We start from the raw sequence: 21,162 nt of genomic DNA, 5'->3' as shown, positions 1-21,162 counted from the left end.
ATAAATACGGGCGCGAGGGCTATATACTCTCGCGCCCGTTTTTGCTTTAGAGGACTTATCTCGTGTCCAACGTCGTTGCCGATCATCTCGTCTTGCTCGACCACCTGCGCAGCATCCTGGTTGCCGTCGGCGAAGCCGAACAGGTGCCCGAGGAAAGCCACACCCTGTTCCTGGAGCGCTTCGACGAATTGCGCGCGCTGCTGCCCATCGACCCGATCGAAAGCCAGTATCTGGGGCAGGACTTGATGAGCCAGGTCATCCTGCGCTACCCGCAAATTGCCCACCTCGTACCACGCGATCTGCTGTGGTTTTTCGGCGGCGACTGCCTGCACTTCATGCCCGACGAAGAACTGGACCTTTACCAAGCCTTGGAAGAACGTCGCTTTGAGGCCGAACAGAACGACGAACCGTTCGACTGGAACCAGGAAAAACAGTTGCTGGCCATGCCCCAGGATCAGAGCAAGCACTGATCAGCCAACCACACCAGAGGGCCGACGCAACGTCGGCTCCTTCGCCATACACTCCACCAAATAATCAATGAACACCCGCAGCTTAGGCGGCAGGTAGCGCGTGGGCGAATGCAGCAACCACGCCTCGCCATGGTAGGACGCAATAAAATCCCACCCCGGCAGCACCTGCACCAACCGCCCCTCCTCCAATGCATGACGCGCTGTAAAGTACGGCAAGCTGCCAATCCCCACATGCTGCAGCACCGCATCCAGCCGCACGCCGGTGTGGTTAGCGGCATAACGCCCACGCACGCTGACGGTCACCGCCCTACCTCCCTGGCGAAACTTCCAGCGCGAGTCGCCCGGGGTTTCGCCAAGGTAGATACAGCTGTGCTCCAACAAGTCGTGGGGATGCTCCGGTGTACCGTGCTCGGCCAAATACTGCGGCGTAGCGCAAAGCAAATGTTCAATCGGCAATAGCTGGCGCCCCACCAGGCCCGGCGGCGGGCTGTCGGTGATGCGAATGCTCAGATCAACATTGTCATCGATCATGTCCACCTGCCGGTCTTCCAGTATCAATTGCACATCCACCTTGGGATATCGCCGCAGGAACTCGGGCATATGCGGATGCACCACAAACCGCCCGACCGCCTTGGGCACACTGACACGCACCAGGCCCTCAGCCTCATGGGTGAATTGACCGCTGATTTCCATCACCGAGCGCGCAGCGCTGACCATCTCCTGGCAGCGCTTGAATACCTCTTCACCCCCGTCGCTCAGGCGCAGTTTTCGCGTGGTACGTTGCAGTAACCGGGTAGCCAGGGCTTTTTCCAGGCGCGAAATACTGCGACTCACCGCCGACGGCGAGACACTGAGTTGCCGTGCCGCTTCGGAGAAGCTGCCGGTCTCTACCACCTTGACGAAAATCGCCATTTCACCCAGCAGCGGTAACGGAAGATTGATGCTCATGACGCACAGGTCCATTGATAATTGAGCGGATTATCACCTAATCCGGCAGCATTTATACTGCCCGCAGAACCCTGATGCGGATGTAGAAAATGACCGAGCGCCTGTTTTTCACCCATGACCACCTCACCGCAGAGCTTGAAGTGCTGGGTTGCACGCCCTTTGAGGACCAGTTTGCGGTCATTTTGCAGTCGACGATTTTTCATCCCCAAGGCGGCGGCCAGCCGTCCGACACCGGTTGGCTGGGTGAAGCCCGGGTACTGCGCGTCACTCAGGAGGTTGATCGCGTGGTGCACTATCTCAACCAACCTGTGCCACTGGGCGCCATCAATGCGCGGGTCGATGAACCACGCCGCGCCCTGCACACGCGCCTGCATTCCGCCGGGCATTTGATCGGCAACGCCGGCGAAACCCTGGGCTGGATGCCAATCAAGGCCCACCACTGGCCGGGCGAAGGCAAGATCACCTTTATCCGTGGCGAAACCGCGCAAGCCATCGACGCCGAAACCCTCCAGCAGCAGATCAACCAATGGATCGCCGCAGACTACCCACGCCATATGACCCTGGACGAAGGCATCCGCGAAGTAGGTTTCGGCGAGTTGCCCACGTACGCATGCGGTGGCACCCATGTGCAAACACTGGGCGAGCTGGGTGAGGTGACGATCCTTGCCTTGTCGGAAAAAAAGGGCGCGCTGTCGGTACGTTACAGCCTTGACTGAACCGCAATCGCTCTCGCCGAGCACAATGAGCTGCGCGGCCTCTAAAACGCAGGTCACGACGTTGCGAAATAAGCATTCAAGGGGGCTATCGAGTTTTTAGATAAGCCTTCTTACGGCCTCCCCGGCACACCTTTGCAGTGTTAGTGTGTGGAAATGTTTCTGACACATTGATCAGAAATCTCCTACTTTCCCTTTGCAAAGGAATGCCTTTAGCCATGCACTTCCCTCTCAAACATTTGGCGGCTGCGACCCTGTTCGCGGCGAGCCTTTCGGTGATGAGCACTCCCGCCTTTGCCAATATCACCCCGCAGCAAAGCACGGCAATTCTGAAGAGCTTCAACGAAACTTCGGTCACCGACTTTCGTGGTTTCCTCAGCACACTAGCCAAGGGAGACCTGGGCAAAACGGCGGATGTAGGCCCTGCAATCAGCGTCTTCCTCGACAACCAGACCCTGACCGCCGACCAGCAGAACGAGATCCATCGCTTGCTGGGTATTTACACCCGAGTTAAATACGGAAAAGCCGCCCTAGAAACTCTGCGCGAACTGGTGGAAATCCCAACCTTCAACGTAGACGGTGTTCCGCAATACAAGAATCCAGAATTCACCCGGATTGCCGACAAGCTACAGGCCCTGGCCAAGACCTTTGACCTGAACTTCCGTAACGTCGACAACCGCGTGTACGAAATTTCCCTGGCAGGCAGCGGCGACGAAGTGGTGGGCATCCACGCCCACGCCGACGTGGTGCCGGTAACCCCGGAAAACTGGGTACTGAAAGACGGCACCAAGCTTGATCCGTTCAAGGTCACGCTGATCGGCGACCGCATGTATGGCCGTGGTACCGAGGATGATAAAAACGGCATCGTGGTGGCTATGTATGCCATGAAAGTGATCAAGGAAGAAAAGCTGCCGCTGGCGCGCAATTTCAAACTGCTGGTGGATACCACCGAGGAGACCTCCGGAGACGCGATCCCTTACTACTTCGAACGCAACCCGACACCGCAATACAACCTTGCGCTGGATGGCGGCTATCCGGTGGTGATTGCCGAAAAAGGTTATGGCACCGTCATGGCCACCTTCCCCCGCCGCAAAGGGGAAGGCAAAGGCGCAGAAATCATCGCAATGACCGGCGGCATGGCCACCAACCAGATTCCATCGGCGTCGGTGGCCACGTTTATCAGCGACAACCCTAAGGAATTAGCAGCCAGCCTCCAAAAGGCCGGCACGGAATACGTCAAGCGCAACGGTGGCGATTTTGAGGTGAGCGCCAAGGTCAACGGCAAGGACGTCAAGCTGACTGTCACCGGCGTGTCGGCGCACTCCTCCGAGCCGGAGTCCGGCATCAACCCGGTGGCGCGCATGCTGGAGCTGATTCACAGCGTCGACGGCAAGATCGCTCTCAAGCACAACCACATCACCGACGCTGCGCGGTATGCGTCCGACAATTGGGGCCTGGATTACTTGGGTGGCAAATTGGGCGTGGGTTTTGCGGATGATTTCATGGGCCCGCTGACCACCTCACCGACCTTTGTCGGGCTGGATGAAAAGGCTTTCAAGCTGGCAGTCAACCTCCGGGTGCCGAAGGGTAAATCCCCGGAGCAGCTCAAGGCCGAGATCGCCGACAAGTTGAGCGCCTGGGACAAGAAAACCAAGGTCAACGTAGACTTCACCTACTCGGTGGCCGAGCCGATGTTCCGCAACCCGGAAGGTGAATGGGTGAAGGCCTTGCTCGCGGTAGCCAGCGAAAACCTGGGCATGGAACACAAGTTCGGCACCTCGGCTGGAGCGACCTCCGTGCACGAGTTGCCCAACGGTGTGCAATTTGGCCTGGCGCGACCGGAAGTGAAGTACACCGGGCATACCGACAATGAGTTCAAGACGGTCGACCAGTTCTTGCTGGATCTGCAGATCGTCACCGAAATGATGGGGCGTATCGGACAGCTGCCCAAGCTCTGATTGCGATTGAAGCGCTCCCCAACAACAAACGCCGATCATTGCTGATCGGCGTTTTTGTGTGCGGCGCAGGGGTTAACGCGTCAACCCGCCGCGCCCAGGAACGGCAGCGCCAGATACAACTTGATCACCACCGCATTGGTGATATCGATAAAGAATGCGCCCACCATCGGCACCACCAGAAACGCAATCTGTGACGGCCCGAAGCGTTGCGTCACCGCCTGCATGTTGGCAATCGCCGTCGGCGTGGCACCGAGCCCGAACCCGCAGTGCCCTGCGGCCAGCACTGCCGCATCGTAATTGCTGCCCATGACCCGGAACGTGATGAAAATCGCAAACAGCGCCATCAGCAACGCCTGCGCGGCCAGCAGGATGACAATCGGCAAGGCAAGTGCTGCCAGGTCCCACAGCTTGAGCGACATCAAGGCAATAGCCAAGAACAACGACAGACTGACATTGCCCAGCACCGATACCTCGCGCTCGAACACCTGATGCCAGCCCAGCGCCGACAAGCCGTTACGCAGCACGACGCCGACAAACAGCACACAGACGAAAGTGGGCAACTCCAGTGCTGTGCCTTGAAGGAAGCCGTTGAGGTAGGTGCCGACCTGGAGGCTGATCGCAAGCAACGCGAGGGTTTCGATGAATGAGAACGGGGTAATCAAACGCTCCCTGTTCGGTTGCTCGAAGCCCTTGGGCAGGCGTGGCTGCACCTGCTCGATACCAGGCACCTGGACCCGCTTGATCAGCAAGCGGGCAACCGGACCTCCAATCAAGCCCCCGAGGACCAAGCCGAAGGTTGCGGAGGCGATCGCCAATTCTGACGCGGAGGCCACGCCATACTTCTCGCTGAACACAGTCCCCCAGGCGGCACCCGTACCGTGTCCGCCTGACAGCGTCACCGAGCCGGCAAGCAAGCCCATCAACGGGTCGAGTCCCAAGGCCTTGGCCAATGCGATGCCCATGGCGTTTTGCACCACCAGCAGTGTGGTCACGACCAACAGAAAGATCGCCAGGATTCGGCCGCCTTTCTTCAAACTGGCGAAATCCGCGTTCAGTCCAATAGTGGCGAAAAATGCCAGCATCAACGGGGTTTGCAACGAAGGGTCGAAGCGCACCTCAATATCGGCCAGCCCCCGCAACGCCAAAAGCACTAAAGCGACCACCAGGCCGCCGGCTACCGGCGCGGGAATATTGTAGGCGCGTAAAAAGCCTATGCGGGCAACCAGCCAGCGGCCAAGCAAAAGCACAAGGGACGCGGCGACCAGGGTTGAATAGAAGTCCAGCTGTAACATCCGGGCAGCTCTCTGAGGTGAACAAGGAAAATAGGCACGCCAGAGTAGAGACAGCGGGACCAATTCGCATCAACCTCACGGAAAGTACAGACTATTCCTACAAGACCCACCACATCAGCGGCGCAGCAGATGGCTTTACCAGGAAAAGCACATCTGGAACCTGTAAGAATGAAAAAAGAGACCGAAGCCCCTTTACGTAAATCGCAGGCAAAAAAAAGCCACTCGCTTGAGTGGCTTTTTTCTTGAATATGGAGCGGGAAACGAGACTCGAACTCGCGACCCCGACCTTGGCAAGGTCGTGCTCTACCAACTGAGCTATTCCCGCAAATGGCGTCCCCTAGGGGACTCGAACCCCTGTTACCGCCGTGAAAGGGCGGTGTCCTAGGCCACTAGACGAAGGGGACACGCTACTGAAACACATGGTGTGTATTTCAGTGCCCAGAGGCCTCATCCGAAGACTTGGTCCTGGTTTCACTCAGCGCCGCCCGAAAGCAACACCGCTTAAAATGGAGCGGGAAACGAGACTCGAACTCGCGACCCCGACCTTGGCAAGGTCGTGCTCTACCAACTGAGCTATTCCCGCATATGGCGTCCCCTAGGGGACTCGAACCCCTGTTACCGCCGTGAAAGGGCGGTGTCCTAGGCCACTAGACGAAGGGGACACGCTACTGAAACACATGGTGTGTATTTCAGTGCCCAGAGGCCTCATCCGAAGATTGGGTCCTGGTTTCACTCAGTGCCGCCCGAAAGCCACACTGTTTGTAAATTGGAGCGGGAAACGAGACTCGAACTCGCGACCCCGACCTTGGCAAGGTCGTGCTCTACCAACTGAGCTATTCCCGCATATGGCGTCCCCTAGGGGACTCGAACCCCTGTTACCGCCGTGAAAGGGCGGTGTCCTAGGCCACTAGACGAAGGGGACACACGTACAACATTCACTACTCAACGCGTTTCGCTGTGTGCTTTACGCTTTAAGTGGCGCGCATTCTATGGATGGATTGGGGGATCGTCAACCCCCAAGGATAAATTTATTAAAATCAATGACTTCGCCCGCGTTTACCAGCCGTTGCGAGCATTCTGCCCGTCCGCACCTTGACGCCTATATTCTGGCACCCGACAAGACGTTATAGTTCGCCCTGGCAAATAATGGCAATGTGCATCTACGCAGGGAGCGCTTGTCTATATAGAAGAAACTACCCGGGCAGCTGGTCGATCAGCCCTATCCGATAGCCGGCCCAGTCACTACACTCCATTGCAAACCCTATAAAGAGGTCACACCGGTGACACCACTCATGATCACCCTGCTGGTAATAGCCGGGATCGTAATACTGATCGCCATTGGCTATATGAACCACGTGGTGGAAAACAACAAGCTGGAAAAGCAGCGCGTCCAGATCGAGCTTAACGATCGCCTGCGCCGTTGCGGTGAGATCACCGAAACATTCCCAGGCCAACTGATGACCCCGGCGCTCAAACTGTTGTTGACCCGCCTGGAACTCAACGTGAACCAGCGCCTGTTGAACCTCAACAAGACCAGTGCTCCTATTAAAGCGCGCATCACTGAGCTGAACACACTGGTAGCCCAGGGCGAATCCATCCCGGTCAACAACCCCCCGGCACCGATCCAGACCGAAGCCAAGGCCAAGGACGTGCGCTTCCTGCTGGAAGCCCTGCACGGCCAGGTCACGCGCGCAGCCCAGGACGGTTTCCTACCCTCCAACGAAGCCAAGCATTGGATCAAAGAAATCCGCCATATCCTGGTGCTGCTGCACATCGAGTTCTTCAATAACCTCGGCCAGCACGCGCTGCAGCAGGGCCAACCGGGCCAGGCACGCCTGGCCTTCGAGCGTGGTGTGCAGTACCTGCGCAAACAGCCGGAGCCGGTACTCTACAGCGCCCAGCTGCAATTGCTGGAAGGCCAACTGGCCCGCGCCAACTCCACCGTGCTGGCTAACAGCAAACAGGCCGCAGAAGAGGTCAACGAACTGACCCAAGGCATGAAAGAAGTCGACGCCGACGCCGAGTGGAAGAAGAAAGTCATCTACGATTGATCCTCGCAAAATAATAGGTGCCATCATCCTGGCACCTATCCTCCGCCCCCCGACTAGCGTAAAAAAGTGCGCCTCACTCCGTGAAGTCAGAGGCCTGCTATGCCTATCGCCGTCATTGATGGACAACCCCTGCACTACCTCGACCAAGGCACCGGCCCGGCCGTGCTGCTGGGCTCCAGCTACCTGTGGAACCGCGACATGTGGGCACCGCAGATCGACGCCCTGTCGCAACAGTACCGTGTGATCGTGCCCGAGCTATGGGGCCACGGTGAATCGGGCCAACTGCCCACGCAAACGCGCTCCCTCGACGACCTCGCACGCCAGACCTTGGCACTGCTGGATCACTTGGCTATCACGCAGATCAACCTGGTGGGCCTCTCGGTCGGCGGTATGTGGGGCGCGCGCCTGGCGTTGCAGGCCCCAGAACGCATCAACAGCCTAATACTGATGGACACCTACCTCGGCGCCGAGCCCGAGGCCACGCGCCAGTATTACTTCTCGCTGTTCAAGATGATTGAAGACGCCGGCGCCATTCCCGAGCCGTTGCTGGATGTGATCGCACCGATCTTCTTCCGCCCGGACATCGACCGCGAATCAGCGCTGTACCAGGACTTTCGCACGTCACTGCGGGCCTTTTCCCGAGAACGCCTGCTGCAGAGCGTCGTGCCCTTGGGCCAGTTGATCTTCAGCCGCGACGACGTGCTGGAGCAACTACCGCGCCTGGACGCCGATACCACTTTGGTGATGTGCGGCGAGCAGGACAAACCTCGTCCACCCGTCGAATCCAAGGAAATGGCCGAACTGATTGGCTGCGCACTGACGTTGATTCCAGACGCAGGGCATATCTCCAGCCGGGAGAACCCGGACTTCGTCAACGAAGCGCTGCTGACCTTTCTCGCAAACCACGCTTGATCGCCCTCCCCTTTGATCGCAGCCTCGGTGCTGCGATCAAAGGCGAAAATGCCCCACCATCCCCTTGAGCTCCGCCCCCAACTGCGCCAGCTGGATACTCGACGCCGCATTGCCCTGCATGCTCAACGCCGATTGATCGGCACTCGCACGAATACTGGTGACGCTACGGTTGATCTCTTCAGCCACCGAGCTTTGTTCCTCAGCGGCAGCGGCGATCTGCTGGTTCATCTGCTGGATCAACGACACCGCCACTGCGATGCTGCCCAGGGCGCTCTCGGTTTCCAGCGCATCGCTGACCGCCAGCTTGACCAGCTCACCGCTTTGCTGGATCTGCTGCACCGATGATTGCGCCGCGCTGCGCAAGGTGCTGACCAACCGCTCGATTTCTTCGGTCGATTGCTGGGTACGCTTGGCCAGCGCCCGCACTTCATCGGCCACTACCGCAAAGCCACGGCCCTGCTCACCCGCACGGGCAGCCTCGATGGCCGCGTTCAGGGCCAGCAAGTTGGTCTGCTCCGCCACGCTTTTGATCACGCCCAACACAGTGCCAATGTTCTGGATTTCGGCACTGAGGCTCTCGATGCTCGCACTGGCATTGTTACTGGAAGTGGCCAGCAACTCGATGCGCTGCAAACTCTGGCGCACCACTTGCTGACCGCTGTCGACCTTGTCATCCGCGGTCTGCGCGGCTTGCGCGGCCTCTTCAGCGTTGCGCGCCACATCGTGCACCGTGGCGGTCATCTGGTTCATAGCAGTGGCCACCTGCTCGGTTTCCTCCTTCTGGCTGCTGACCTCGACATTGGTTTGCTCGGTCACGCTAGAGAGCGACTGCGCCGAGCTAGCCAATTGCTCGATACCGGCCTGCAGGCCGCTGACCATCTGGCTCAGGCCGTTGCCCATCTGTTGCATCGCCTGCATCAACTGGCCGATTTCATCACGACGACTGACCTCCATACGCCCGCTCAAATCCCCGGCGGCAATCTGCTGCGCCACCGCGATCACACTGCGCAGCGGCGCGACGATCAAACGGGTAATCACCCACGCTGCAATCAGCCCCACCAGCAAAGCCAGGGCCGACGAGACGATGATCAACATCGCGTTTTTTTTCAGTTGTGCCTGCATCGATAGGTCTTCGGCGTCATAGGCCTGGTTGACCCGGCTGACCACCAGAGCCGCCCGGTCATGCAGTTGTTTGTAGACCACTTTTTCCTGGGCCAACAGGCCGGTGTATTCACCCAGCTTCTCGCTGAACGCGGCAATGTGCCCTGAGACTTCATTGAGCACCGTCTGATAACCGGAGTCCTTGACCGACGTTTTCAGTTGCTCGACTTGAGCAAGAGCCTGGTCAGCCTGCTCGATCTTGCCTTGCTCGGCATCCTCAGCATCCACTTTGCGGCTCTGGTCCAAGCGTACGTGGGCTTCGTTCATGGCCTGCAACATCAAGCGCGACACCTGACTGACCTGACCAGCCTGCTCGATAAACTCGGCGCCCTCCTTGCCCTGGCTTTCCTTGAGGCCATAAGCCCCGTCGTCCGCCAGGCCGGCCTGCAACACGTCCAGGTTGTTCGCCACGCTGGACACTGACCAAGTGGCCATTTCCAGCGCCAGATCCTTGGTCTGGGTCAGCTCGACAAACTCATCGAACGCCTGGCGGTAGGCGACCAGGGCCTGCTCGACGTCAGTCATCACCGGCACATTCGCCGCAGACTGTGCCTTGAGGGCGGCGGCCTGGGCCGCCAAGGCGTCGACGCTTTCATGCAGGGCGTCGACAGCCTTGGGGTCGGCGTGCAGCGCGTAGTCCTGCTCGATCAGGCGCACCTTGAGCAAGCCGCTGTTGAGCGAAGACATGGCCTTGAGCCCCTCGAAACGCTGGCCAACGGTCTGCAGGGACCACACGCCGATAGCTGCTACCAAAGCCGTCAGCAGCAGCACCAGCATGAAGCCCAAACCCAGTTTTTTCGCCATACCGAGGTTGGCGAAACGTCGTTGCACGCCTGAAATCATTGCACTTGAATCCTCTTGCAATGGCAGATGCCATCAAGCCCGATTGACATCCAGCGAGATTCGCAACCACAAGGCACTAAGCACAAGACGTTGGCGCCACAATAATGGCAAAAAGCTACACGCTCGTCGTTTTCAGAATGGTCGAGGTCGATCTGGTAGGCCCCATGGCACGGAACAATGCCAAAGCCCGTGGATCAGTTGCATAGGCCACATTGATGCGCAGCCACTCACAGGGCTCCGCCGTTGGGCTGAACAACGCCCCGGGAGACAACAACACTCCCAGACGTCGGGCACACCTCTGCAGCAGCGAAGGTTGCGCCTCCCCCGGCCGCGCCCACAGGAACATGCCTCCGGAAGGCACCGCGAACACCTCCCACTCCTCATCTTCCAGCACTTGCAGGGTGGCTCTCATTTCAGTGCCCAGTCGCTTGCGCAGGCGCTGTACCCATTTGCGATAGGTGCCATTGGCCAATAGCGTAGCAACCACCGCCTCGGCAAACCGCGAGGTGCCGAATCCGGTCAAGGTCTTGAGGCTGGCCAGTTGCGTGATGATCGCCGAACTGGCAGTGAGATACCCCACGCGCAACGCACTGCTCAGGGTCTTGGAGAAACTCGCGACATAGATCACCCGGTCATCATGGGGCAATGCCGCGAGCCGTATGCAACTGGCATGTTGCAGATCGCCGTAGACGTCTTCTTCAATGATCAGGAAGTTTTCGCGGTGCGCCAGTTCCAGCAAACGCTCGGCCACCTCGCGGCACAGACTCGTCCCGGTGGGGTTGTGATAAAGGCTGTGGATGAACAGGCATTTTGGCCGATGGTCTTGTAGTAACGCTTCCAGGGCCAGGAGGTCGGGGCCGCCTCGGGTACGCGGCACCTCCAGCAGTTGCACACCCTGGAACGCCAATTGTTGATAGAGGTTGCCGTACCCCGGGGTTTCGACCACCACGCAATCGCCGGCCTTGAGCAGCGTGCGTATCAGCAGGTCCTGGGCATGGCCAGCGCCCGCGGTAGTGAGGATGCAGTCCACGCTGGAGGGGATATGAATCTGAGTCAGGCGCTTGGCCAGTTGCTCGCGCAACGCGGGTAAACCTAAGGGCGTGCTGTAGTTGAACAGTGCTGCAGTGTCGGTGCGGGTAACTTCACGGATTGCGTAACTGATGTCATCGCTTTCGCGCCAGGCGTCTGGCAACCAGCCGCAGCCCAGTTTCAACTCGCCCAGCGGATTATCGGCAAAGGCCCCCCATTCGCGCTCCGCCCCCTCATACCAATTGCCTTCGTGGGAGACGGCTGGCTGGGCCACTACAAATCCCGAGCCTTGCCGGGGGGCCAGCACTCCCTGGGCGACCATCCGTTCGAATGCTTCGATCACGCTGGATTGGCTGAGCAGATTATCCCGAGCCAGTTGGCGGATGGAGGGCAAGCGTGTGCCGGGGCTTACCTCGTCCTTGCGAATCCATTGCGCCACTGCACTGACAATTTGCTGCACCACCGGTACAAGGGCTTGTCGATCAATCCTTAAATCCATGAGCCACTCACTTCAACTGTCTGTTATCAACCCGAAGAGTTAAGCACAGAAGCCGTTGACTGCCGGTCGCACAAATTTATTAAAGTATTGATTTAATTGAATTATTTACCTAATGACACATATTCGGTCGCGGCGTTTTGCCAGCTCTGGAAAAGCCCCACATCCCCCCAAGACGTTTTCGAATAGAGGGCGACGCGAGGTCCTAGATCGCCGTCGCGCCACCGTCCACCGCCAAGGCGTGCCCGGTGGTGAATGCGGCGCCATCGCTGCATAGGTAAAGCACGGCGCTGGCGATTTCTTCTACTTTGCCGATACGCCCAACCGGGTGCATGGCGGCGGCGAATTCAGCCTTGCGGGGGTCGGCCTCATAGGCACGGCGGAACATGTCGGTGTCGATCACCGCCGGGCAAACGGCGTTAACGCGAATTTTCTTCTTGGCGTACTCAATGGCCGCCGATTTGGTCAGGCCGATCACTGCATGCTTGGAGGCCGCGTAGATGCTCATCTTCGGCGCCGCCCCCAGGCCCGCGACCGACGCGGTGTTGACAATGGCCCCGCCACCTTGGGCCAGCAACAGTGGCAATTGGTACTTCATGCACAGCCACACGCCTTTGACATTGACGCCCATGATGGCGTCAAACTCATCCAGGCTGCCGTCCGCCAGCTTGCCCTTCTCGATCTCGATGCCGGCGTTATTAAAGGCGTAGTCCAAGCGGCCATAAGCGCTGATGGTCTGCGCCATCAGTTGCTGCACATCCGCCTCCTGTGTGACGTTGCAGCGCACAAACAACGCCTCGCCACCGGCCTGATGGATCAGCGCGACAGTGCCCTCGCCGCCCTCCACATCCAGGTCGGCAACCACGACCTTCAAACCTTCGGCGGCGAACGCCAGCGCGGTGGCGCGGCCAATACCGGCGGCGGCGCCGGTCACCAGGGCGACTTGGCCGGAAAACGTCATGCTCATGGGGGAATGTCCTATGGGAGAAATAGCCGTGGGCCGAGTCTAGCCAACACTGACACTGGCGCGTCAGCACTATCAAACGCCCGGTTAGGGCTGCATGAGTACCAGTGATAAGTACACCCTGCGCACTATCAACGCAGCCTATCGACCAGCATTCGCGCCTTCAGCCGACCTTGCCCCCAACCCGCTCAAGGTCTATCACTCATGCTCCACTTCTTAAGAGTCCCTGCCATGACTGCCCAGACCAACCGCCAATTCCTGCTCGCCAAACGCCCGGTCGGCGCGGCGACGCGGGAAACCTTCACGTACCAGGAAGTACCGGTGGGCACACCCCAGGACGGGCAAGTGCTGGTACGCAATGAATACTTGTCCCTCGACCCGGCCATGCGTGGATGGATGAATGAAGGCAAGTCCTACATTCCGCCCGTCGGTATCGGCGAGGTGATGCGCGCGCTCGGCGTGGGCAAGGTGATTGCCTCGAACAACCCGAAATTCGCGGTCGGCGACTACGTGAATGGTGCCTTGGGCGTGCAGGATTATTTCCTCGGCGAGCCGCGCGGCTTCTACACCGTCGACCCAAAGCTCGCCCCTCTGCCCCGCTACCTTTCTGCACTGGGCATGACCGGCATGACCGCCTACTTCGCGCTCCTGGACACCGGCGCACCCAAGGAAGGTGAAACCGTGGTCATTTCCGGTGCAGCCGGCGCCGTGGGCAGTATTGCCGGGCAGATCGCCAAGCTGAAAGGTTGCCGCGTGGTCGGCATCGCCGGTGGCGCTGACAAGTGCAAGTTTCTGGTAGACGAATTGGGCTTTGATGCAGCCATCGACTACAAGAACGAAGACGTACCCGCCGCCCTCAAGCGCGAATGCCCGAAGGGCGTGGATGTGTATTTCGATAACGTCGGCGGCGACATTCTTGACGCAGTACTTAGCCGCCTGGCGCTGAAGGCGCGGGTGGTGATTTGCGGCGCCATCAGCCAATACAACAATAAGGAAGCCGTGAAAGGCCCGGCCAACTACCTGTCACTGCTGGTCAATCGCGCGCGGATGGAAGGCTTTGTGGTGATGGATCACGCGGCGAATTTTGCCGCCGCCGGGCAGGAAATGGCCGGCTGGATGGCGCAGGGCAAGCTCAAGAGCAAAGAGGATATTGTCGAGGGCCTGGAGACGTTCCCGGAGACGTTGATGAAGTTATTCAACGGCGAGAACTTTGGGAAATTGGTGCTTAAGGTCAGCTGACACACTGCATAGCAAATGTGAGAAGGGGCTCGCTGCAGCAAGCCCCTTCCCCATTCGGATCAGGCGATCTCGGCAACGACCGCCGCCAACGCCTTGGCCGGATCCGCCGCTTGGCTGATCGGGCGACCGATCACCAGGTAGTCAGAACCTGCATCGAGTGCCTGACGCGGGGTCAGGATACGGCGCTGGTCATCCTGGGCGCTGCCCGCCGGGCGGATCCCCGGGGTCACCAATTGCAACGACGGATGGGCGGTCTTCAAGGCCTGGGCTTCCAGCGCCGAGCACACCAAGCCATCAAGGCCGGCTTTCTGGGCCAGGGCTGCCAGGCGCAGTACCTGCTCCTGAGGCTCGATGTCCAGGCCGATACCGGCCAGGTCTTCGCGCTCCATGCTGGTCAGCACGGTCACACCGATCAGCAGGGGTTTAGGGCCGCTGCGCTGTTCCAGCACTTCGCGGCAGGCGGTCATCATGCGCAGGCCGCCGGAGCAGTGCACGTTGACCATCCACACACCCATTTCGGCGGCGGCCTTGACCGCCATGGCGGTGGTATTCGGGATATCGTGGAATTTCAGATCGAGGAACACTTCGAAGCCTTTGTCACGCAGGGTGCCGACGATTTCTGCGGCACAGCTGGTGAACAGTTCCTTGCCGACCTTGACCCTGCAAAGCTTGGGGTCCAACTGGTCAGCCAGCTTCAGTGCGGCGTCACGGGTGGGGTAATCCAGGGCGACGATGATAGGAGTCTGGCAGACGGACATTGGAATGGGCTCTCAGGCAAGTCGAAATCGGCGCGGATTGTAGCGCAAGCAGCGGCGTTGCGGGATCCGATGATCGGTAAATACTGACCAACCGGCATTTGGCGGGCCTTTCGGGCAAATATTTCAAAGCTGATACATTCACGACATGCCCCCAACACGCCCCACCGCTAGCCTCGCCCGCACGACCCAACGACCAGCACTTCCAGCCATGGGGCTGGGCGCCTATGCTGACCGCAACAACCAGGCAGATGATCGCACTATGCAGACCCCTTTTGTCCCAGTGAACGACGAACAAAAAGGCGCGGTGACCGCCGATGACAAGCGCTGGAATACCCGCGCGCTGATCGTCGACGACGATGTGCCGATTCGCGAACTGCTGATCGACTACCTGGCACGCTTCAATATCCTCGCCACCGGCGTCACCGACGGCGCCGCGATGCGCCTGGCCATGCAAGCCGAAACCTTTGACGTGGTGGTGCTCGACCTGATGCTGCCAGGCGAGGACGGCCTTTCACTGTGCCGCTGGCTGCGCTCGGAGTCGGATATACCGATCCTGATGCTTACCGCCCGCTGCGAACCCACCGACCGCATCATCGGTCTGGAACTGGGCGCCGACGACTACATGTCCAAGCCTTTCGAACCGCGCGAACTGGTGGCACGTATCCAGACTATCCTGCGCCGAGTACGTGATGACCGCACCGAACAGCGCGCCAATATCCGTTTCGACAACTGGCGCCTCAATAGCGTGTTGCGCCAACTGGTGGCGGACGATGGCCTCGTGGTGCCGCTGTCCAACGCCGAGTTTCGTCTGTTGTGGGTGTTTATCGAGCGCCCGCGGCGGGTGTTGAGCCGTGAGCAATTGCTGGATGCCGCTCGGGGGCGATCCATCGAAGCGTTTGATCGCAGCATCGACTTGCTGGTGTCGCGCCTGCGTCAGAAACTGGGGGATGACCCCAAGGCACCACAGTTGATCAAAACTGTGCGGGGCGAAGGCTACCTGTTTGACGCGCGGGATATCGGTTGATGCGTGCCGCCTTCAATACGCTGTTTGGTCGGCTGTTCGGCGTGTTGCTGGTGGCGATTGTGCTGGCCCATGTGCTGGCGATCTGTTGGTTTCGTTATTACGGTCCTCCCCCGCCACCGCCTCAGGAAGCCTTTGTCGAACAGCCTGATGGCACTATGACGCAACGGCATAAGGAACATCGCCGCCCGTGGTTTGGCGGCCCGCTGGTCCCGCTGACGTTCCAGTTCATCTGCCTGATCATTGCCGCCTGGTACGGCGCCAAGCTGCTGAGCCGGCCGATCCAGCGTCTGAGCGAAGCGGCCGAGCGCCTGAGCCTGGACCTCGACAGCCCGCCGCTGGATGAGTCCGGTCCGCAGGAAGCGCGCAAAGCAGCATCGACCTTCAACCTGATGCAACGGCGTATCCGCGAACAGGTCAGCCAACGCGCACGTATGCTCGGCGCCGTCTCACATGACCTTCGCACTCCGCTGTCACGCCTCAAGCTACGCCTGGAACAGATCGACGACACGAAGTTGCAGGGCCAGATGCGCCAGGATCTGGACGACATGATCAACATGCTCGACGCCACCCTGAGCTACCTGCATGAACAACGCACCAGCGAAACACGGCATTGGTTGGATGTGCAGGCGTTGGTGGAATCACTGAGTGAAAACGCCCAGGACCAGGGCTCCGATGTGCAATTCGCCGGCACTTGCGTTCCGTTGCAGGTGCAACCGATGGCCCTGCGCTCCTGCTTGAACAACCTGATCGACAATGCCTTGCGCTATGCCGGCACGGTGCGTGTTGAACTTGAAGACAGCCGCGAAGCCCTGATCATCCGCGTGATCGACCACGGCCCTGGGATTGCCGCCGATATGCGCGAGGCGGTGTTTGAGCCCTTCTTCCGCCTGGAAGGCTCACGCAACCGCAATTCCGGTGGCGTAGGCCTGGGGATGACGATTTCCAAGGATGCCGCTGAGCGCCTCGGCGGCCGCCTGAGCCTGGAGGAGACCCCAGGCGGCGGTTTAACTGCAGTGATGTGGTTGCCCAGGGCTTAAAGAGGCTTGTCTTCGCGTCGCCCTTGAGCTTGTGTCGCGCTCCAATCCATCAACAGGCTGTAAGCCACGGCCAACAAGGTCGGGCCAATAAACAGGCCGATAAAACCAAATGCGATCAAGCCGCCGAACACCCCAAGCAAAACGATCACCAACGGCAGATTGCCGCCACGGCTGATCAGGTACGGCTTGAGCACGTTGTCCACGCCGCTGATGATGAACGTACCCCACACGCCCAGGAACACCGCATAGGTGTAATCGCCCTTCCAAGCCAGCCACGCCGTGGCCGGGATCCACACCAGCGGCGGGCCCATGGGGATCAGGCTGAGCAGGAAGGTCACGATCCCCAGCACCAGGGCGCCCGGCACGCCGGCAATCCAGAAACCGATCAGCGCCAGCAATGCCTGGGCAGCAGCGGTGCCGATCACGCCGTTGACGACACGTTGAACAGTACCTGCAACCAGTTCGATGTAATAACCGGCGCGATCACCGATCAAGCGCTCCAACAGGCGATGCACGAACATCGCCAACCGTGGCCCATCGCGATAGAAAAAGAACACGAACACCAGGCTCAGTGTCAGCTCAAGGATACCGCCGCCGATCTGTGCACTGCGCGCCAGCAGCCAGTTCCCCACTTGGCCCAGGTACGGCTTGATGCTGACCATCAGCGCCGCACCCTGCTCGTCAATGCTGTTCCACATCCCGACCAATCGCTCACCCACAAAGGGAATTGAGCCCAGCCAGTTCGGTGCCTCGGGCAGCCCGTCTACCTGGATATCCTTGATCAACGCCACCGCATCGCGCACATGGTCCGCCAGGTTGAACCCCAGCCACACCAGCGGCACCGCCACCAACAGCATCCAGCCCAGCGTCAGGATGCCGGCAGCCAGGGATTCACGGCCACCCAACCAGCGCGTCAGCAGCACCATCAGTGGCCAACTGGCGAACGCCAGAACTGCGCCCCAGAACAGCGCCGACCAGAACGGCGCCATCACCCAGAAACTGGCACCAAAGAGCACCAGCAGCAGGATTTGCACCAGCAGGCGATCGTTATTGAGCATGGGGTATCTCGGAAAAAAGGCTGTAGGAAGAAAGCTTAGGCGAACGGCTCGGGTCCGTTCGCCTTATATGGGTCAGCGTATCAGATGCAGGTGCAGACCTTTGGTTTCACCGGTTCCGGTTTCAAGGCGCGCAGCGCGCACGCCTTTTTCGACCAAAGCCTGGCGCCAGACTTCGGCGTGGGTGCCGGTCAAGCTGACGCGCAGGGTGGTATCGAGGTTCAAGCCACGGGAGATGAGGGTCAACCAGGTGTCGTCAGGCTCGGCGCCCAGCGCTGGGAAATCCAGTTCGCCGGTGCTTTTCAATTCGCGCAAGAGGGTCGCGGAGGTGGGCAGCAGGTCACCCAGCGGTGCGCTGGCGTCCAGTTGTTCCACATGCAGATAGGCACGGCGGTTGCCTCGGGTGATGCCGTACAACGCCACCAAGGAATTGTCCTGCGGTGCGGCCAGACGCAACAGCAGGTATTCCTGCTGGCCATCGGCGCCGACCAGCTTGGCGTTGCCGAACACCTCATTGGCCCACAGGCTGCTCTCGCCGCAGTCGCGGGCCTTACACCAGAACAACAGCTGTGCACCCTTTGCCTGCAATGCTTCGCGGGTCGCGGTGAACGCGGCGCTGGAGCTGTGTTCAGCGGGCAGTTCATAGGTGATGGCGGTGGTTTGGCCCCGGGCGGTGGCCTGGCCTTCATAGCGCAGTTGGCCACTGATCTTGCGGATCGCACCCATGGGGTAGATGCGTTCTTTTTCTTCGGCGGGACGGTAATCGACAATTTGTGTGTCGACCTGTCGGGCCACGGTGGGCAGGTCCTGGCTGCCCGGCAGGTCGGCGGCGAATACCATTGGGCTGAGCAGGCTCAGCCCCAGGATACGGATACATCCGTTACGCACGCTCATAAGCTCAAAAAGCCCTGGCCATTGGAGGTCGTAGCGGTGTTGAAAACATTCATGGTTGACTCCCTTTCAATCTGCCCAGCCTCGGCAGTTGACCGCCCCAAGTCAAGGCGCGGAGAAGAACCGATTGAAACAGTCTGCAACAAGGACTGCGCCGGGCTCATCATTCAGGTGCAAATGATGGCCGCCTGGCAGCGTGGTTACCGCAAAGGGCAGCTGGGAAAGCAAGTCAGGATGTTTCGCCAACATACCGTCGGCGGCAACCACCAACTGCGTAGGGCAACCCACTCGCCGCACGAAGGCCATTGCCTGCTCATCGGTCAGACGCATCGGCGAAGCCAGGGTGAGGCGACTGTCCGTACGCCAGGTGTAACCACCCGGCACCGGCATCAAACCGCGCTGGGCCAGTAGCTCTGCGGCTTCACGGCTGACGGCGACCAAGCCTTTCATGCGCGCTTCGACCGCTAGATCCAGGGTGCTGTAGACCGGTTTGCGCTTGCCCTGCAGGTTCAATTGCGCCTGCAATGCCATGCCCAAACGTTCCGCAGCGTTCTCACCACTGGCGGTGGGTGGGATCACGCCGTCGATCAAACCCAAGTGCGTTACCCGCTCCGGCAACGCGCCGGCCAGTACCAGGGAAACGATGGCTCCCAGGGAGTGGCCAAGTAATGCAAAACGTTTCCAACCCAGTTGCTCGGCGACTTGCAGTACATCGTGGACGTAATCCCACAAGGCATATCCGGCACCCGTAGGACGATGCGCGGAATGCCCATGGCCCGCCATGTCCAGGGCCACGATACGCAACCCTGAAAGCTTGGGCGCCAGACGCGCAAAGCTGTTGGCATTGTCCAGCCAGCCATGTAGGGCAATCACTGGCAAGCCATCCTCGGGGCCAAATAGATGGGCCGCCAATTCGATATGGGGCAGGCTCAGGCGCACTTCTTCGACCGGCGTGCTCATGCGCAACTGCGCTCACGGGCTTCCCAGCGAGTGAACAGGGTTTTGATCAAGGTCGCGGTGTCCTGAGGGCGTTCGAGTGGGAACATATGGCCACCGGGCATGGTGAGCATTTCACCCATGGGCAGACGGTCGACCCCGCTGGCGTGGTGACGCATCACTACCCGGCTCTGGCGGCCACGCACCACTGCCAGCGGCACCTTCAGTTGGCGCACCTGGCCGGGGATGGTGTGGGGTACGCCACGGTAGATGCTGATTTCGGTGGCTGGGTCGAAGCGCAGGCGCAGACGATCACCCGCCTGGTAAAGCCCGTGTTGCAAGTACGCGTCGAAACATTCCGGGTCGAAGCCACGGAACAGGGTCTTGCCAGCGAAGTAACTACGCGCAGCGTCGATGTCGCTGAACTCTTCACGACGGCCCAGCGTGCGGCCGGCCGGGGTCAGGCGATCGATAAAGCCGAAACGCTTGGCGGCGCGGATCACCCAGCGGTCCGCGCGGGTCAGCACTGGCGAATCGAGCATCACCACGCCGCGATAGAACTGTGGGCAACGCATGGCGGCGTGCAAATGCAACACACCGCCCAGAGAGTGGCCCACACCCCATACCGGCTCCGGCTGCTGCTCCAGATGGTGGATCAACTCGTCCACCAGATTCTGCCAGTTATCATCCACCGGGAACCTGGGGTCGTGACCGTGCTGCGGCAGGTGAGCCACTGCGTACTCCGGCGCCAAGGCGGCAAACAGCTTGCCGTAGGTGGCCGAAGGGAAGCCATTGGCGTGAGTAAAAAACACATGCTGCGACATACCGGACCCATCTACAAAAACAGAAATTGATTGTCACCATGCCTGGGCAGTACAGCAATGACTGTAACTGCCAGGAATGATGACACTCACGCCACGCCTATCGTGCCGGCGGGTTCTCGCCCAGCGGAACCACGGCCATGGTCAGACGTGAAACGCAGCTGGCCTTGCCATCTTCCGTGGTCAGGCGGATATCCCACACCTGGGTGGTGCGCCCGATATGGATCGCCCTGGCCACCGCAGTCACTCGCCCACTGCGCACGCCACGCAGGTGATTGGCGTTGACCTCCAGGCCCACGCAATAGAACTTGCTGGCGTCGACGCACAGGTAAGCCGCCATAGAGCCAACGCTTTCGGCCAGCACCACCGAAGCGCCGCCGTGCAGCAGGCCGTAAGGTTGATGGGTGCGATGATCAACCACCATGCTGGCGGTCAGGGATTCGTCGTCGAAGCTTTCAAAGCGAATATCCAGCAGTTCACCGATGGTGTTTTTCTGGATGGCGTTGAGTTGTTCGATATTCGGTTGGGTACGCCACAGGCTCATGCGGTTGTCCTTGTTGGTTT

The 21,162-nt window shown here is 59.8% G+C and carries 19 protein-coding genes, 6 tRNA genes and 1 pseudogene; 8 read left to right on the top strand and 18 right to left on the bottom strand.

The features are described from left to right. Positions 1 to 62: 62 nt before the first annotated feature. Complete coding sequence (locus CKW32_RS05725) at positions 63 to 470, top strand: PA2817 family protein (RefSeq protein WP_010567536.1); 408 nt, start codon at positions 63 to 65, stop codon at positions 468 to 470. Here CKW32_RS05725 and CKW32_RS05720 read toward each other — a convergent pair whose 3' ends face one another. Then, positions 471 to 1,418, bottom strand: a complete 948-nt coding sequence (locus tag CKW32_RS05720) for a LysR family transcriptional regulator (RefSeq protein ID WP_032889233.1) — start codon at positions 1,416 to 1,418, stop codon at positions 471 to 473. An 89-nt stretch (positions 1,419 to 1,507) separates the two neighbouring features. Between CKW32_RS05720 and CKW32_RS05715 the strand changes: the two genes are divergently transcribed. Together CKW32_RS05715 and CKW32_RS05710 are read left to right on the top strand one after the other, a co-directional pair. Beyond that, positions 1,508 to 2,134 (top strand): serine-tRNA(Ala) deacylase AlaX, encoded by a 627-nt coding sequence (locus CKW32_RS05715; protein ID WP_032889231.1) that lies wholly within the window; start codon positions 1,508 to 1,510, stop codon positions 2,132 to 2,134. Positions 2,135 to 2,349: 215 nt separating this feature from the next. Next, positions 2,350 to 4,089 (top strand): dipeptidase, encoded by a 1,740-nt coding sequence (locus CKW32_RS05710; RefSeq protein ID WP_095184275.1) that lies wholly within the window; start codon positions 2,350 to 2,352, stop codon positions 4,087 to 4,089. Positions 4,090 to 4,169: 80 nt separating this feature from the next. Here the strand turns inward: CKW32_RS05710 and gltS are convergent, their stop codons facing one another. The 7 genes from gltS to CKW32_RS05675 all read right to left on the bottom strand — a co-directional run bounded on the left by gltS (position 4,170) and on the right by CKW32_RS05675 (position 6,303). Further along, positions 4,170 to 5,381, bottom strand: coding sequence for a sodium/glutamate symporter (gene gltS, locus CKW32_RS05705; protein ID WP_095184274.1), 1,212 nt, complete (start codon positions 5,379 to 5,381; stop codon positions 4,170 to 4,172). 249 nt (positions 5,382 to 5,630) lie between these two features. Beyond that, a tRNA-Gly gene (locus CKW32_RS05700) sits at positions 5,631 to 5,706 on the bottom strand. A 3-nt stretch (positions 5,707 to 5,709) separates the two neighbouring features. Beyond that, positions 5,710 to 5,785: transfer RNA gene (locus tag CKW32_RS05695), tRNA-Glu, on the bottom strand. Between the two features lie 103 nt (positions 5,786 to 5,888). Beyond that, a tRNA-Gly gene (locus tag CKW32_RS05690) sits at positions 5,889 to 5,964 on the bottom strand. A 3-nt stretch (positions 5,965 to 5,967) separates the two neighbouring features. After that, positions 5,968 to 6,043, bottom strand: a tRNA-Glu gene (locus CKW32_RS05685). Positions 6,044 to 6,148: 105 nt separating this feature from the next. Next, a tRNA-Gly gene (locus CKW32_RS05680) sits at positions 6,149 to 6,224 on the bottom strand. Between the two features lie 3 nt (positions 6,225 to 6,227). Continuing rightward, positions 6,228 to 6,303: transfer RNA gene (locus tag CKW32_RS05675), tRNA-Glu, on the bottom strand. Positions 6,304 to 6,661: 358 nt separating this feature from the next. On the opposite strand from CKW32_RS05675, the gene CKW32_RS05670 reads away from it, so the two are divergent. Both CKW32_RS05670 and CKW32_RS05665 read left to right on the top strand, forming a co-directional pair. After that, on the top strand, positions 6,662 to 7,432 hold the full coding sequence (locus CKW32_RS05670; protein WP_032889225.1) for a hypothetical protein: 771 nt from the start codon (positions 6,662 to 6,664) through the stop codon (positions 7,430 to 7,432). A gap of 99 nt (positions 7,433 to 7,531) precedes the next feature. Then, positions 7,532 to 8,344 (top strand): alpha/beta fold hydrolase, encoded by an 813-nt coding sequence (locus tag CKW32_RS05665; protein WP_032889223.1) that lies wholly within the window; start codon positions 7,532 to 7,534, stop codon positions 8,342 to 8,344. Between the two features lie 36 nt (positions 8,345 to 8,380). Here the strand turns inward: CKW32_RS05665 and CKW32_RS28770 are convergent, their stop codons facing one another. From CKW32_RS28770 to CKW32_RS05650, 4 genes and pseudogenes are all read right to left on the bottom strand, one after another. Continuing rightward, positions 8,381 to 9,223, bottom strand: coding sequence for a methyl-accepting chemotaxis protein (locus CKW32_RS28770; protein ID WP_371260739.1), 843 nt, complete (start codon positions 9,221 to 9,223; stop codon positions 8,381 to 8,383). A gap of 15 nt (positions 9,224 to 9,238) precedes the next feature. Continuing rightward, positions 9,239 to 9,439, bottom strand: a pseudogene (locus CKW32_RS28765) (HAMP domain-containing protein); the annotation flags it as partial. A gap of 1,024 nt (positions 9,440 to 10,463) precedes the next feature. After that, positions 10,464 to 11,876 (bottom strand): PLP-dependent aminotransferase family protein, encoded by a 1,413-nt coding sequence (locus CKW32_RS05655; RefSeq protein ID WP_095184272.1) that lies wholly within the window; start codon positions 11,874 to 11,876, stop codon positions 10,464 to 10,466. 202 nt (positions 11,877 to 12,078) lie between these two features. Continuing rightward, positions 12,079 to 12,840, bottom strand: a complete 762-nt coding sequence (locus CKW32_RS05650) for an SDR family oxidoreductase (protein ID WP_095184271.1) — start codon at positions 12,838 to 12,840, stop codon at positions 12,079 to 12,081. Positions 12,841 to 13,068: 228 nt separating this feature from the next. Here CKW32_RS05650 and CKW32_RS05645 point away from each other — a divergent pair, with 228 nt between their 5' ends. Continuing rightward, positions 13,069 to 14,076, top strand: coding sequence for an NADP-dependent oxidoreductase (locus CKW32_RS05645; protein ID WP_095184270.1), 1,008 nt, complete (start codon positions 13,069 to 13,071; stop codon positions 14,074 to 14,076). 59 nt (positions 14,077 to 14,135) lie between these two features. Here the strand turns inward: CKW32_RS05645 and pyrF are convergent, their stop codons facing one another. After that, positions 14,136 to 14,834: an orotidine-5'-phosphate decarboxylase gene (gene pyrF, locus CKW32_RS05640; RefSeq protein WP_017734306.1), complete on the bottom strand. Its 699-nt coding sequence runs from the start codon at positions 14,832 to 14,834 to the stop codon at positions 14,136 to 14,138. 259 nt (positions 14,835 to 15,093) lie between these two features. On the opposite strand from pyrF, the gene CKW32_RS05635 reads away from it, so the two are divergent. Beyond that, a complete protein-coding gene (locus CKW32_RS05635; RefSeq protein WP_095184333.1) occupies positions 15,094 to 15,858 on the top strand; it encodes a response regulator in 765 nt (254 codons plus the stop codon). Further along, positions 15,858 to 16,895 (top strand): HAMP domain-containing sensor histidine kinase, encoded by a 1,038-nt coding sequence (locus CKW32_RS05630; RefSeq protein ID WP_095184269.1) that lies wholly within the window; start codon positions 15,858 to 15,860, stop codon positions 16,893 to 16,895. Before CKW32_RS05635 ends, CKW32_RS05630 begins: the two co-directional genes overlap by 1 nt. Here CKW32_RS05630 and CKW32_RS05625 read toward each other — a convergent pair. The 5 genes from CKW32_RS05625 to CKW32_RS05605 form a co-directional block, all read right to left on the bottom strand. Continuing rightward, positions 16,892 to 17,953 (bottom strand): AI-2E family transporter, encoded by a 1,062-nt coding sequence (locus tag CKW32_RS05625; protein WP_032889210.1) that lies wholly within the window; start codon positions 17,951 to 17,953, stop codon positions 16,892 to 16,894. The genes CKW32_RS05630 and CKW32_RS05625 overlap by 4 nt on opposite strands. Before the next feature lie 72 nt (positions 17,954 to 18,025). After that, a complete protein-coding gene (locus tag CKW32_RS05620) occupies positions 18,026 to 18,844 on the bottom strand; it encodes a DUF4892 domain-containing protein (protein ID WP_095184268.1) in 819 nt (272 codons plus the stop codon). Between the two features lie 102 nt (positions 18,845 to 18,946). Then, the gene (locus CKW32_RS05615; RefSeq protein WP_032889206.1) at positions 18,947 to 19,801 is read right to left on the bottom strand and encodes an alpha/beta hydrolase; all 855 of its coding nucleotides are present in this window, start codon (positions 19,799 to 19,801) and stop codon (positions 18,947 to 18,949) included. After that, positions 19,798 to 20,601, bottom strand: coding sequence for an alpha/beta fold hydrolase (locus CKW32_RS05610; RefSeq protein ID WP_095184267.1), 804 nt, complete (start codon positions 20,599 to 20,601; stop codon positions 19,798 to 19,800). Before CKW32_RS05610 ends, CKW32_RS05615 begins: the two co-directional genes overlap by 4 nt. Positions 20,602 to 20,698: 97 nt before the next feature. Next, entirely contained in the window at positions 20,699 to 21,142 is a 444-nt protein-coding gene (locus tag CKW32_RS05605) for a hotdog fold thioesterase (protein WP_032889200.1), read from the bottom strand. Positions 21,143 to 21,162: the final 20 nt, after the last annotated feature.

The sequence above is a fragment of the Pseudomonas sp. Irchel 3H9 genome, assembly GCF_900187495.1.
Lineage (GTDB): Bacteria > Pseudomonadota > Gammaproteobacteria > Pseudomonadales > Pseudomonadaceae > Aquipseudomonas > Aquipseudomonas sivasensis.
Note: the sequence above shows the minus strand (reverse complement) of the source record. Positions and strands in the feature narration are given on the sequence as shown.